This is a genomic window from Actinosynnema sp. CA-299493 (assembly GCF_050946825.1).
Classification (GTDB): Bacteria; Actinomycetota; Actinomycetes; order Mycobacteriales; family Pseudonocardiaceae; genus Actinosynnema.
The window spans coordinates 2,089,466-2,103,147 of the sequence record NZ_CP191993.1 but is presented as its reverse complement, the minus strand read 5'-3'; the positions used below and the strand labels follow the sequence as shown (position 1 = coordinate 2,103,147).

Sequence of the window (13,682 nt, the reverse complement as noted above, 5' to 3'; positions counted from 1 at the left end):
CGGCGATCAGCCGCTGATCACGCCGATGGCGATGCCGAGCATCGCGGTGTTGTAGATGAACGAGAGCACGCCGTGCGCGAGGACCCGCAGCCGCATCCCGGAGGTGCGTGACTCGACGTCCGAGACCGCGAACGTGGTGCCGACGGTGAACGAGAAGTACGCGAAGTCGATGAACGTCGGGTGCTCGGTGCCGGGGAACACCAGCGGCTTCTCGGGCAGGGCGCGGTAATAGGCCTGCGCGTAGCGGTCGGCGTAGCCGAAGTGCAGGATCGCCCACGCCAGCAGCACGGCGGGCACGCCCATGGCCTTGCCGAGCACCGCCGCCTGGGTGCCGTCCTCGATGAGCGCGATGGTCAGGCCGGACGTGATCCCGGTGAAGCTGGTGAACAGGGTGAACAGGGTGCCGCTGCGACGACCCAGCGCGCTCTTGACCCACGCGCCCTGGTCGTCACCCGCCCGCTTGCCGCGACTGAGGCGGATGACGCGGATCGCGAGGTAGACGACGGCGATGAGGTCCCACAGCGCGATCCACCTGATGTCCTCCACGTCCGCCAAGAAGATGGGGACGCCGAGCAGGACGAGCGCGCCCTCGATGATCCGGGACAGCACGATTGACGGCCTGAAGCGCATGACTTTTCCTTGATCGGAAGGGCAGAGGACGTCGCCCACCTCATCCGGGTGACGACGGTCATTCCGGCTTGGCAACCGCCCCGACCCCGAGAGCCTCCCTGCTCACGGGGTCGGGGGAGGCGTCAGCCCGCGGCGCGGAGGACGAGTTCGGCGACCGCGTTCGGACGCGAGACCGCCACGGCGTGCGAGGCACCGTCGACGGTCACGGTGGCGCGTGAGCGGGCTCGGTCGGCCATGAACTTCTGCGCCTGCAAGGGGATGTTCTTGTCGGCGCCGGCCAGCAGGAACCACGAGGGGGTGCTCGCCCAGGCAGGCTCACCGGACGCCTCGCCCAGCGCGGCGTCCCGGATGGGGCGCTGGGTGCCGGCCATGAGGGCGGTCTGTCGTGCCGGGACGTCGGCGGCGAACTGCTGCCGGAAGAGCGAGGGCTTGATGTAGAGGTCCTGCGAGCCGTCGGGCAGCGGGACCGGTGCGAGCGTCTCGCCCAGGGTGCTGCCGGGGTACTTCCCGGCGAGCTGTGCCGCGGCTTCCCCTTCCGCCGGGGCGAAGGCGGCGACGTACACCAGCGCCTTCACCTTCGGGGACCGGGCCTTCACGTTGGTGATGACAGCGCCGCCGTAGGAGTGGCCGACGAGCACCACCGGCCCGTCGATGGCGGCGAGGTGCGCGTCGAGGGCGTCGGCGTCGGCACGGACCCCGCGCAGGGGGTTGGCGACGGCGACGGCGGTGTAACCGCGCCGCTGCAACCGCTCGATGACGGGGATCCAGCTGGAGCCGTCGGCGAAGGCGCCGTGGACGAGGACGATCGTGGGCTTGCGCCCGCCTGTCGGGTGGTCGGCCACCGCGGTCGACGCACCGAGACCGGCGACGGTGGCGAGGACGGCCAGCAGGGCGGTGACGCGTGCGGTGACGCGGTGCTTGAGCGTGTTCATGTCCGGTTCTCAGTCTTCGAGGAAGGCGATCAGGGCCGCGTTGACCTCGGCGGCGTGCGTGAGCAGCAGGCCGTGCGGGGCGCCGTCGATCTCGACGTAGCGGGCGTGGGGCAGGCGGCGGTGGAACTCGCGGGCGGTGGCGTCGATCGGCAGGATGCGGTCGGCGGTGCCGTGCAGGATCAGCGACGGCACGTCGATGCGTTCCACGTCGGCCCGGAAGTCCGTCAGCCACGCCGGCACACACGCGTACGCCGCCACGGGGGCCGAGCCGATGGCGGTGGCCCAGGTCGCCCGGAGCGCGGCGTCGCTGAGCCGGGACCCGAGGTTCTCGTCGGTGTTGAAGAAGTCGACGAGGAAGTTCTCGTACCACGCGTACCGGTCGGATTCGGCCTGGTCGGCGATACCGTCGAACACCGACTGCGGCACGCCCGCCGGGTTGTCGTCGGTCTGGAGCAGGAACGGCTGCAACGCGCCGAGGAAAGCCGCCTTCGCCACCCGCTCCGAGCCGTAGGTCCCGAGGTAGCGGGCGACTTCACCCGAGCCCATCGAGAAGCCGACGAGGACGACGTCGCGCAGGTCGAGCCGGGTCAGGACCTCGTTGAGGTCAGCGGCAAAGGTGTCGTAGTCGTAGCCGATCATGGTCTTGCTCGATCGGCCGAAGCCCCGGCGGTCGTAAGTGATGACGCGGTAGCCGGCCCCGACCAGCGCAGCGGTCTGCTTCTCCCAGGACTGCCCGTCCAACGGGTAACCGTGGATCAGCACGACCGGCTGCCCGGAGCCGTGGTCCTCGTAGTAGAGCTCGACGTCGGTCGAACCCTCAGTACCGACCGTGATGGTGCCCATAGTGTGCCTTCCCGCCCGTCCGCCCTGCGCGAACCGAGCACGACACAACCTAGGAACCGAACCGAGCCGGCCGCGTCCGTCAAACGACGGTCCCGACGTACGTCATCGCACCGCCCACCACCACCACCGCGTCGTCACACCCGACTCGCGGAGGAACCGCAGGTGCGAACTGGACAGGTCGATGGCCCTGCTCTTGATCGAGAGGTCATCCACCGGGAGCTTCGCCTCGTCTCCCCCACGATCGCAGCGGTGTTGCCCGTCCGGATTGTCGGGGTGGTCTGGTAGATAGTGGGGCATGTTCCGCGACTTCAACTTCAAGCTGCTGGTCATCGACAAGCTCATGTACCAGGACAAGGTGATCCAGCCCCGTTTCCGGATCGCCGACGTCCTCCACGCCAAGGGCGCCACCGGCGACCTGTGGAAGTACCTGTACAAACAGGACCTGCTGTACACCGTCCTCGAAGAAGCCCGCCAGTACTTCACCGACCTGGAGATCACCCCCGACCAACTGGCCACCGTGGAAGAACTGACCACCGACGGCGGCCTGGAGATCTACCACCAGTGCTCGCCGTTCTGGGACGGAGAGGACGACCTCTTCGACATCACCTCACTGGACGACCTCGCCCTGCTCCCCAACCTCCGCGTCATCCACGGCGGCAACGAGTCCATGATGTCCGCCCCCGACGCCGCAGACACCCTCAAAGCCCGCGGCATCGCCGTGGCCTGATCAGCCGCCTCCATCGCCACCACCCAACGGCTCTCGGACCCCTGACCGAACCGACCCGTGCCCGGCGACCGGCGCCGTACTGCACGAACACCCGGTCCCAGCGCTCAACGTCGACCATCTCCACAGCACCTCGTCCAGAACGCCCCGCGCCAACTCGCGCCTCACACGTTTCAGCGCTCCAGATCGAGGCAGGCGCCGGTGGAACCTGCCGTCGCGACCTGGTCCCCGAACGGGTGGGGCTCGGCGGGTCGGTGGGAGTACAGTCCTCGGTCTTCGAGTCGTTGACCCAGTACTCGGGGTGGACGAACTGACAGGTGGTCCGCATCGCCGCTTCCGGCTCCCCGTCCGATCGCGATCAGGGAGCCGGATGATCACGGCATCAGGATCGGAGGGTCTGAACTGCAGCGAAGCGGTTCTTAACGTTGTCGGTGAGTCGCTTCAAGCCCAGTAGCTCCAGCACGGCGCGCTGCAATGCCTCTTCGCCCTTGCTCCCGTCCCTCTCGGCGACGTGGTCGAGCAGCGCCGCCAGCTCGCTCGGGGGCACCTCCTCAAAAGACCTCGGTCCCAGGTGGCGCATCCGCACCTCCGGCTGACCGGGCAGCCGGTACGTGCGTGGCTTGACACCGCTCTCACCGAGCGGGTTGTCCTCGATGAGCCGTCCTTCGCGCACGGCTTGGGCGATCGCCTTGTTCAACTCGCCCGCGACCAGTTTCGTGACCCTGATGAAGCCCGAGGTTCGAACATAAGCGGTGTGCAGCCGGTTGCCCAACACGGGCCCTTCGGCTTCGACGAGGCGCACAAGGCCGTCGAGCAGGTCCCGTCGTGATGCCTCGGCTACCTGGACCACGGCTCCCGTGAACGTCCCGTACGCGGCCAGCACGGAATCCCCGGCAGGTGGCGCTTGTTCCTCGATGACCAGGGGTGGCAACTCGTCCTCGTGCTCCGCGACCACCGGTACGGACAGGTCTGGGAGGTCTGCGGTCACCACGGGCTCGATCACCACCACGGACTCCACCGCGCCCGCGATACGCACAGCCTGCTCTGGAACCACCGGATCGGTGACGACCGGATCGGGCACCACAAGTTCAGGCATGGTCGTCACCGAAGTGTGCTCTACGGCCGCCACCGGCGGACGCGACCCCACCGCTGACGGGACGTCACCGTCCGGCACCCACCCAGAGGGGTGAATGTCCAGCTCCTGCAACGTCTCCCACAGTCGGGCCATGACCGCCGGCCGGTCCGCGTAGAACTCCGACTCGCGGATGCGGAAGAACCTCCAGCCGCACCGCTCCAGGTCGCGTTGCCGGGCCATGTCGCGCTCGTACGCGTCGGGCCCGTGCCACGCGTCGCCGTCGCACTCGACCGCCAGCCTGGCCTTGGCGCCCACGACCACCAGGTCGATCCGGTAACCCTCGGCCGGGAATTGCGGGACCACGCTGTAGCCGCGGTCGACGAGGCGGTTGAACACCCGCTGCTCGAACAGCGAGTCGAAGGGCTCCACCTTCCGGTCCTCGGGCACGGCCGTGTGCGTGGCGTCGTCCACGCCGTCCACGCGCCCGGACAACGCGTAGCAGTAGTCGAGCAACTGGAACCGCATGTCCTCAGGGTTGCCGAGGTCGGACAGGCGCAGGGAGTGGAACACCCACATCTGGTCCTTGGCGCGGGAAGCGGCGACGTTGAAGCGCTGGACGTACAGGTCCTGGGTCAGCGCGCCGATCCGCTTGCCGGGCTCCGCGGCCTTGACCATGGAGAGGAACATGACGTTTCGCTCGGAGCCCTGGAAGTCGGCGGAATCGCCGCAGCGCAGGTCGCGCGCTTTCCACTCCTCCGGAGGGATGCGCTCCAGCAGGCGCTTCTCGATCCTCTTGGCCTGAGCACGGCCGAGCAGTGATACGACGCCGAACGTCAGGCCGTCGTACCGCGGGTCGGCGATGCACTTCTCGATCTGGTCGACGATGGCGTCCGCCTCGACCGGGTTGACCTTGTCGGTCACGCCGCGCTCGTAGCCGTTGTCGAGGAACACCGGCTTGATCGGCTCCAGGCGGTCCGCGCCGTACTGGCGCACGGGCACCAGGCGGATGCCGTCGGGCTCGTAGGCGATCCGGTTGGAGAAACCGATGATCTCGGGCACGCAGCGCCGGTGCTCGACGAGCGTGATCATGCCCTCGAAGCGCATCTTCGCCTCGTCGAACAAACTGCGCTTGGGGTCCTGCCACGACGCGCGGTACGGGTCGTCCCACAGGTACTGCTGGGCGAGGTCGCGCAACTGCTGCTGGTCGGTGCCCACGGCCGTCGGGGAAACCTGCTTGTCGTCACCGATGACCACGATCTTGGGCGCGAGGTACTGGAGGAACGTTGCCTCCAGTCCCGCCTGGGACGCCTCATCGACGATCACCACGTCGAACATGTCCGGCTGGACGCGGAACTGCTCGGCGATCCGGTAGACGGGCATGATCCACACCGGCACGGCCGGGCGGCAGCGGTCCATGGCCGCCTTGATGTCGGCCCGGCGCTGGTTCGCGTAGACGCCGGTGCCCTTGCCCAGCAGCTTGACCAGCTGGGCGTACTGGAGCAGGTCGGCGCGGGCCTTGCCGGACAACCGCTGCGGTGACACGGCGTGCCCCCAGGCGCGTTCGGCCGCCAACCGCTCAACCCCGCCGCGCACCTGTTCCTCGACGTGCAGCACCTCGGACTGGAGGGCGTTGACGTCCTCGACACCACGGCCGAGTACCCAGGCCCGTGCCACGGCCCACGCCCACGCGGCGTCCCACTCGGCCAGCTTCTCCACCCACGCCGGGTCTCGCGGGTCCACCGACACGGCCTCGTACACCCGCGGCAGCGCGCCGGCCAGCTTCGCCGCGATCTCGTCCCGACGACGCGCCAGCCCGACGACCTCCGTCAGCCGCACCAGCCTGTGGTGCGCAACCGCGTACGACTCGTGATCGCGCTCCTCCACGGCCTGCGCCAGGTGCTTCACGCAGGGCGCGGCGTCCGCCCACTGCGCCACCTCGGCAATCGTCCGCACGATCTCCAGCAGCGGCACGGTCGCGGCGGTGCGCGCGTCGGACGCGGCGGCGGCGTCGACGAGCCGGGCGTAGGTCTGGACTGCGTCGAGGTCCGTCCAGTTCGGGCGCGGCAGACCGAGTCCCGCCAGGCCGCGCTCCTCCCTTTCGAGGGCTTCGCCCAGCGCCAGCACGCGACGCAACTGCTCCAGCTCGGTCACGTGCCACTGGAGCCGTTCGCTCAAGGTGTCCTCGGCCGGGATGTGCACCGAGTCGGGCCACGCCCGGTCCAACGCGTCCAGCGCCCGAGTGGCCTCGGCCCACATCAGGACCGCGTCGAGATGGTCGGCTCCAGTGGGCGGGAGGCCGTTGACCCGTACCGCCTGGAACAGCGGCTGCGCCTGCTTCACGGCTTTCGGGGCGAACGCTCCGGTCTTGGGCGAGCCGTCCGGGTTGGTCTTGAGTTTGCCGCCGTCGCCGACGTGCGTGCGGAGCGCACCGGCCAGGGCGACGAGCGCGCCCATGTCGGCGGGACCGACGACACGCACCTCGGTGAGCGGGCCGAGGCGGTCGACGAGGGGGCCTACGCGCCCGATGAGCTGGGCGACTTGGCTCCCGCGTGACCGCCAGTGGTTCGCTCGGCCGGCGAGCACCTCGGACAGCGCGTCGTTCATCCACTGCTCACGCCGCCGCGACAGGTCCTCGGCCTCCCGCGCGAACCCGTTGAGCCGCTGCCGCAGCACGGTCCGCGTGGACTGGTCCAGGCGGCGGACGGCGTCGAAGGCGGTGTGCTGCGTCAGGCTGCCGTGCCCCTCCTCGGCCGAGATGGCCTGTCGCTCCGCCGTCACGAGGGCGAAGAACGCCTCGGGGGTGGGCACGTCGGCGAGAGGCAGCAGCTTGAGCCGCGATTCGGCCTCATCGTCGTTCAACGCGTCGTCCACGACGCTCCGGTGCCACTCGGCGATGTCGCTCACGGAGACCGGTGACGGGGCGACACCGGTCAGGGTGGTCAGGTCGGAGATCCAGCCGAACCGCTCCCGCTCCGCTTCCACGCGCTGCGCGAGGGCGGCGAGCGTGCCGCGGTAGTCGCCGACCTGGTGCTCGGCCACCTCTTCGCCCCGTGCGTCGAGCAGGCGCCGGTACAGCCCGGCCCGGCGCAGGCGGAGTCCTTCGACCGCCGTGACGTGATCCTCGATGGCCCGGCGTGCAGCCTCGGCGTCGTACTCACTGGCCACGTGGCTGATTCGCTCCACGGCGACCTTGAGGTCCGCCAGGTCCGAGCGCGACGAGCCGACGACCGAGACGGCCAGCGGTGCGATGGCCTCGGGCAGTTTCGCCCGCACCTCCTTGAGCGCGCGGTCGGTGTGCGCGGTGACGAGCACCCGCTTGCCCTGCGCCAGGAGGTGGGACAGCAGAGCGGCGACGGTGTGGGTCTTGCCCGTTCCGGGCGGGCCCTGGACAAGGGTCTGAGCCTTCGCGTCGACCTGCGTGAGGACGCGCAACTGGCGGTCGTTGACCGGCAGCGGCAGGAAGAGGTCCGCGTCGAGTTCGACCAGGGCACCGGCCTCGGGCGAGCGTTCCGCGGTCGGCCGGTGGTCCGGGTCGACGAGCGGGAGCAGCCCGTCCGGGACGACGCCGGACTCGCCGAGCTGAACCGCGACCGAATCGAGGATGTCGACGATCCCCTGCCGCGAACGCCTGCGCAGGATGACGGCCAGCGCGAACGCCGCCACGGCGTGTGTGCCGGGCTTCTGCGCGTCGTCCTCGTCCAGGTAGGCGGCATCGCCGTCGAGGGCGTGCACCAGACGGCGCAGCACGCCGCCCACGACCTCGCGGTCCAAGACGGCGGTGGTGAGCTCGCGTGCCTCGTTCCTGATCTGCACTACGTGCTGCGGGTTGGCCACGCGACCGGGGTCCAGCATGTCCAGCTCGACGTTCAGGCCGTCCGCGATCTCGGTCTGCTGGAGCGTCAGCCGCCCGGTGCCGTCGTCGAAGTGGATCACAGCGGGCACGGTGGCGAGGTGTCGCCGCACCACGTGGTGGCCGGGCGGCGACCACGACAGGCAGCCGACCCCGACGACGAGTTCGAGTTCTTCGGCGTGCCCGGCTGCGGTGACGTAGGCGGAGAACAAGTCGTTGTAGACGTTCCGCGCCGGTCGATCGCCCCGCTCGCGCTCGGCCCACTCCGACCAGCGCGCCTCCCACTCGACGTGGGCGTCACGGATCTCGGGGGCATCGTCGAGCGCGGTGCGCTGCTCACCCTCGCCGATCGACTGGCGCAGGCGAGGTGGCGTGCTCGGGTCGTCCCATTCCCCGTCCAGCCAGGGCCGCAGTTCCGCCTCGGGCTCAGGCGGCTCCTGGTGCGCGATCCGCTCGACCGTGAGCAGGGTGGCACCGGGCTCCGCCGCGTCTTCCCGGTGCGCGGGCCGGACGGCAGGGTGGTCCGGCAACTGCCCGAACCACAGCACCGAGTCGTAACTGTCGGTGGTGCGGGGCGGGTTCGACTTGAGCTGTTGGCTCCGCGCGAGGAACTCGAAAAGCCGTACCGCTCGATCAACCGCCGTACCCTGCGGATTCGGAGCAGCGCCGTTGTTCGCCACAGCCGTCCCCCCTTCCTCACCACCGAACTGATCCCGCTGCTCATCGCCGGCGAGGCGCGCAGCGATACATCCGACACCACACCGTTACATAGCCAGTCCGCAATTTTGCGGACAGGTCACCGTCGACGACGCGGCCACTCGATCTCCGAAGCTAGACCGATCAGCCTACCGAAACCACCCTTCAGCGTAGTGCAGATATGACCCACGCCGCGCCGATCGCGCTATTCTGAAATTTCGAAATGATCAAACGCTAATCGGTAGCAGCTAAAACAGCACATTCCAAGGGCAACCAGACATGATGCGGTCCCTTGTCCAGTCGGTGCGACTTAAATCCGCAAGCGCGGTGGCAAGGTCGGTAGCGGACTTGGAGTGAGACGGAGGTGAGACAGTTCCTCGCCGCGATCCGCGACCACCGGCTCCACGCACCCGTGCTCCCGGTGCCGATCGGGATGCGGCCCACCGAGATCTGCGGGCTTAAGTGGAGCGCCGTCGAACTCGACGCGGAGACGCTGTCGATCGAGCTGACGCGCACGCCGGTCGAGGGCGAGGTGGAGGGGAAGGGACCGAAGTCGGGGAAGGGCAAGCGCAAGCTGCCCCTACCCACACCCCTGCACGCAGCACTCGAGGCGTTCAAAGCCAGGCAGGCCGGCGAGGCGATGAAGGCCGGCAAGCCGTACGAGCGATCCGGGTTCGCGCTGATCGACGAGCGGGGTCAACCCTGGCAGACCGATCGGCTTCGGCGGGCGATCCACAGCTCCCGAAGCGTGTAGATGCAATCTACGTAGATCCGATCTACGCTGATGCCCATGTCGGGTTTCGTGGGCAGACAGGCCGAGCTGCGCCTCTTGCGCAAGCGCCTCGACCGGGTGATCACCTCACGGGAAGGGGCCGCGGTCGCCATCCGCGGACGACGGCAGGTGGGCAAGTCCCGGCTGGTCCAGGAGTTCTGCGACCGGGCCGACGTTCCCTACTTCTACTTCGCCGCCACCAAGGGCGCGTCCTCGGTCGAGTCGACCACCGCCTTCCTCGCCGAACTCGCCGACTCGTCCCTGACCGCCGGCCAAGTCGGTCCGCCCAGCGGGGTCACCGGCGGATGGCCCGACGCATTCCGCGTCCTGGGCGCGACGCTGCCGGACACCCCCGCGGTCGTGGTGCTCGACGAGTTGCCGTGGCTGGCCGAACAGGACGACGTCTTCGACGGCGCGTTGCAGACCTTGTGGTCGCGGCGTCCGGTGTTGCTGGTGCTGCTGGGCAGCGACCTGCACATGATGGAACGCCTCACCGCCTACGACCGCCCCTTCTACGGGCGTGCGGACAACCTCGTGCTCGGACCGCTCAACCCCGCCGAGACCGGACAGGCCCTCGGCCTGGACGCGGCGGACGCCATCGACGCCCACCTCGTCACCGGCGGACTGCCCGGCATCATCCGCACCTGGCCCCACGCCATGCCACCGGCCGACTTCCTGCGCGGGGAGTGCGACGACCCGGCCGCGCCCCTGTTCGGCGTGCCCGAATCCTCCCTGCTGGCCGAGTTCCCCTCACCCGACCAGGCCCACCGCGTCGTGGAATCGATCGGCGGGGACAACCGCACCCACGCCGACATCGCCGCCACCGCCGGAAGCAACCAGGGACACATCCCCTCCGGGACGCTGTCGCCGCTGCTGCGCCGACTCACCCAGGAGAAACGAGTCCTGGCGGTGGACCACCCGCTCTCCACCAAGCCCGGCAAACCGGCCCTCTACCGAATCGCCGACAGCAACCTGCGCTTCTACCTGCCCATCGGACGCGCCATCCAAGAACAAGCCCGCCGCGGACGCCCCCACATCGGCGCCCGCGTCCTGCAACGCCAATGGACCACCTGGCGCGGACGTGCCGTCGAACCACTCATCCGCGAAGCACTCGAACTCGCCGGACAAGCCGGCGAACTACCCTGGCCCGACACCGCCGCAGTAGGCGGCTGGTGGAACCGCCAGCACAACCCCGAGATCGACCTCGTCGGAGCCGACCGCTCCCCCGTCGCCGGCCGCATCGACTTCGCCGGGTCGATCAAGTGGATCGGCAACACCTTCGACCGCCACGACCTCCAAACGCTCCGCCACTCCGCCAACCACATCCCCGGCTACGAAACAGGCCGCTCCGGCCTGGCCGTCGTGTCCCTATCCGGAGCCGACATCGACACCGACGACGCCGACCTCGTATGGGGACCGCAAGAGATCATGGACTGTTGGAAAACCGGCTGAACAGTCCCCAGCCTGCGCCGCTTGAGCGCAAATCAAGTGCTCTGTCGACGCGAGCGGCGCGAGGACACCCAGTTCACGCCGTCATCGCGGAGTTTGCTTCAACCGGCCGATCTTTCGTCCACAAGCCGGTCTTGCAGGCGAGGGTGCTTGAACTGATACAGCGTGCCCACGGTGCGCAGCACGCGGCGGTCGCGCTCCACCTCGAGCGAGGAAACGCCGCGGATCCGGATGCCTCGCAGCCTCAGTTGCAGGCACACCAGTGTCGTCCGCCACGCATCGCAGGAACCGATGCCGAGGCTGAGTCCCACCATGACCGTGATCGCCGCGAAGGCGATCGCCCCGGCCAACGGTCCGTGGAGCACCCCCTGTTTCAACCCTAGCGGCACGCCCAGGGCCAACCCGCAAGTGAGACCGAAGGTGATGGCGCGTTTCACGTCCTGGACCCATGCCACATACGGATCCGTGGCGGTCTGCATGGACGGACGGCCGAAGCCGACCATGACCCCGAAGACGAACGTCATCGTCAAGCCCGCGCCGATACCCTGCCACAGTCCGTCGGTGAACCCGTACGCCAGCCCGATGGGCAGTCCGCCCGCGAGACCCGACAGCGGGTGGAACCGGCTCGCGAGCGATCGCCACCGCGAGCGATCGCCCGTCCGTAGCGGAGCCGCAGCGCCGGTCGGCCCGCGCCAGATCACCACGCCCGCACTGAGGCCCGCCAAGACTCCGAGGCCCCACTGCGTCTGGTTCCCGACCGCGATGACTGTGGCGACCCCGGTGGTCACCGCCGCGCCGAGGCTGAACGCCGCGGTGTTGCCGCTCGTCTTGGCGAACCGGCGGGAATGGCGCAGTTCGGACATGAGGCCGGTCAACAGACCGAACACCAGGCCGATCGCGGACAGGTAGACGAGGCCGAAAGCGGCACCGGTGGATCCGTCGACCACGTACCTGCCGTGCGGTCCGAACATCACCGGCCCGGACACCGCGCCCATGACCACTCCGATGACCGCGGGAACGCTCACGCGAACCGCACGCTCGTGCCACCGCTTCACCCACCGGTGGATCTGCCACCAGGCGAGGTCGCGGGTGTTGTCCTGTTCCAGCATCCGCTCCGCGACGAAGGTCAGCAGCGCTCGGTGTTCACCGGTCCCGACCGAGCGGTCGAGCAGCGCGTTCTCCACCTCCTCCCTGATGTTGAACCTGCCCGGCGTCAGCAGGTCTCGAACGAGGTCCGCGTCGGCGTGGTCACGCAGCAGGGTCAGGGTGAGCGGGGAGTCGAGGGCGTGCGCGACGACGCTGTCCGGGTGCCCGCGCAGGTGAGCGGTCAGCTCTGTCCACTGCGGTGCGGCGTCGTCGCGGTTGAGCCCGTCGAGGTAATCGGCTGCGTCCGCGGCCGGGACCGGCAACAGTTCGAGCGCCGCGGCCGCGTGGACATGTTCGCCGGTGATCACCGCGTCGGCGAACTCCCTCGTCCGGGTCGCCAGCACCAGGCGGAATGTCGACGGCTTGCTGATGTCGTCCAGGGCCGCCGCGCGTAACCGCGGGTCCATCTCGTCGAACCCGTCCAGGAACAGCGCGACCCCACCGCTTTTGACGAGTTGGGCGGCCATGCTGTCGTCGAACTGCTCGGCGCGCAGGAACGGGTGGTCCACGGCCAACCGTTCGGCCAGCCACTCCCCCAGCCGTTGATCGCCCGGATCCCACCCACTCGTCGTAAACAGGACCGGCACCGGCACCGCCGACCGCTGCTGCATTGCCAGTCCCGCCCGGTGGGCCAACGCTTCGATCAACGTCAGGATCGTGGCGGCTGACTTCCCGGAACCCGCGTCGCCGAGGATCACGGTGCGCCCACCGTCGAGTCCGGCGTACACCGAGAACAGGTCACGAAGCCCACCGGACCGCAACCCCGCCGTACCGACCGCGTTCACCCCGGGCAGCGGCGGGAACAGCGGTCTTCGCCGCGGCGGGACGTTCGCGACGACCCCCACTGTGCTGGTCATGCCCTTCGCCCACTGCCAGCGGATAGGCACCGGCATCGGAACGCGGAGCCTCCTGTGGTCGGCCTCCGCGGCCCACTGGCTCGCGACCTCGACCGCCAGCCGGTCGGCCGCCACCGCGAGCTCGGCATTCAGCAGCGGCGAGCTGGGCGGCTCAGCCAGTTTGGCCAGCACGTCTCCCGGCGTGGTGAACGCGGCGTACGCCCTCCTGATGTCGGCATGGCCGTCCAGGAAGCGACAGATCTGGTCGTAGTGCCACAACGCCCAATCGTGTAACCCCATCGACGAGGCGACGGACCTAAGCGTCTCCTTGACTTTGTCGATGCCGCCCGAGCCGGGTACGGCCGAGAGGACCACGTTCGTCGCGAAGATCATGTACTTCGGCCTGCGGGTGTTGCCGAACTCACCGCGGCGCCGGTTGAGCCACTGCTCGGCTTCAGCCTTGACTTCAGCGCACAACCACGTGGCGTTCGCCGCAGGGTCACGTGGACGCTGGTGGAACTTGGCCTGGAGGACTCCGTACCCATCCCAGGGCGCATCCGGATCGGGATAGTGCGTCCTCCCGTCGAAGGTCACTTCCCGGCCACCGTCGCGGCCGTCACCGAACACTTCCACCTTCGCACCGAGGACCCGAAGCGCCAAGGCTTGGACGAGGTGCTCGAATTCCCGCGTGCCAAGCCTCGTCAAGTCGTAGTCCACCATGCCATCTTG

8 protein-coding genes are annotated in these 13,682 nt (G+C 69.0%); 3 read left to right on the top strand and 5 right to left on the bottom strand.

The window, feature by feature from the left end:
- Window positions 1-6: 6 nt before the first annotated feature.
- The 3 genes from ACQPYE_RS10220 to ACQPYE_RS10210 form a co-directional block, all read right to left on the bottom strand.
- A complete protein-coding gene (locus ACQPYE_RS10220; RefSeq protein WP_498720802.1) occupies window positions 7-630 on the bottom strand; it encodes a DUF1345 domain-containing protein in 624 nt (207 codons plus the stop codon).
- Window positions 631-752: 122 nt separating this feature from the next.
- On the bottom strand, window positions 753-1,562 hold the full coding sequence (locus ACQPYE_RS10215; RefSeq protein WP_498720801.1) for an alpha/beta fold hydrolase: 810 nt from the start codon (window positions 1,560-1,562) through the stop codon (window positions 753-755).
- A gap of 9 nt (window positions 1,563-1,571) precedes the next feature.
- Entirely contained in the window at window positions 1,572-2,405 is an 834-nt protein-coding gene (locus ACQPYE_RS10210; protein ID WP_498720800.1) for an alpha/beta fold hydrolase, read from the bottom strand.
- A gap of 295 nt (window positions 2,406-2,700) precedes the next feature.
- Here ACQPYE_RS10210 and ACQPYE_RS10205 point away from each other — a divergent pair, with 295 nt between their 5' ends.
- Entirely contained in the window at window positions 2,701-3,132 is a 432-nt protein-coding gene (locus tag ACQPYE_RS10205; RefSeq protein ID WP_498720799.1) for a DUF6892 domain-containing protein, read from the top strand.
- Between the two features lie 379 nt (window positions 3,133-3,511).
- Here ACQPYE_RS10205 and ACQPYE_RS10200 read toward each other — a convergent pair whose 3' ends face one another.
- A complete protein-coding gene (locus tag ACQPYE_RS10200; protein ID WP_498720797.1) occupies window positions 3,512-8,584 on the bottom strand; it encodes a PDDEXK-like endonuclease domain-containing protein in 5,073 nt (1,690 codons plus the stop codon).
- A 530-nt stretch (window positions 8,585-9,114) separates the two neighbouring features.
- Between ACQPYE_RS10200 and ACQPYE_RS10195 the strand changes: the two genes are divergently transcribed.
- Both ACQPYE_RS10195 and ACQPYE_RS10190 read left to right on the top strand, forming a co-directional pair.
- Window positions 9,115-9,504, top strand: coding sequence for a hypothetical protein (locus ACQPYE_RS10195; RefSeq protein ID WP_498720796.1), 390 nt, complete (start codon window positions 9,115-9,117; stop codon window positions 9,502-9,504).
- A gap of 36 nt (window positions 9,505-9,540) precedes the next feature.
- Entirely contained in the window at window positions 9,541-10,974 is a 1,434-nt protein-coding gene (locus tag ACQPYE_RS10190) for an ATP-binding protein (protein WP_498720795.1), read from the top strand.
- 98 nt (window positions 10,975-11,072) lie between these two features.
- Here the strand turns inward: ACQPYE_RS10190 and ACQPYE_RS10185 are convergent, their stop codons facing one another.
- Complete coding sequence (locus ACQPYE_RS10185) at window positions 11,073-13,673, bottom strand: hypothetical protein (RefSeq protein WP_498720794.1); 2,601 nt, start codon at window positions 13,671-13,673, stop codon at window positions 11,073-11,075.
- Window positions 13,674-13,682 lie beyond the last annotated feature (9 nt).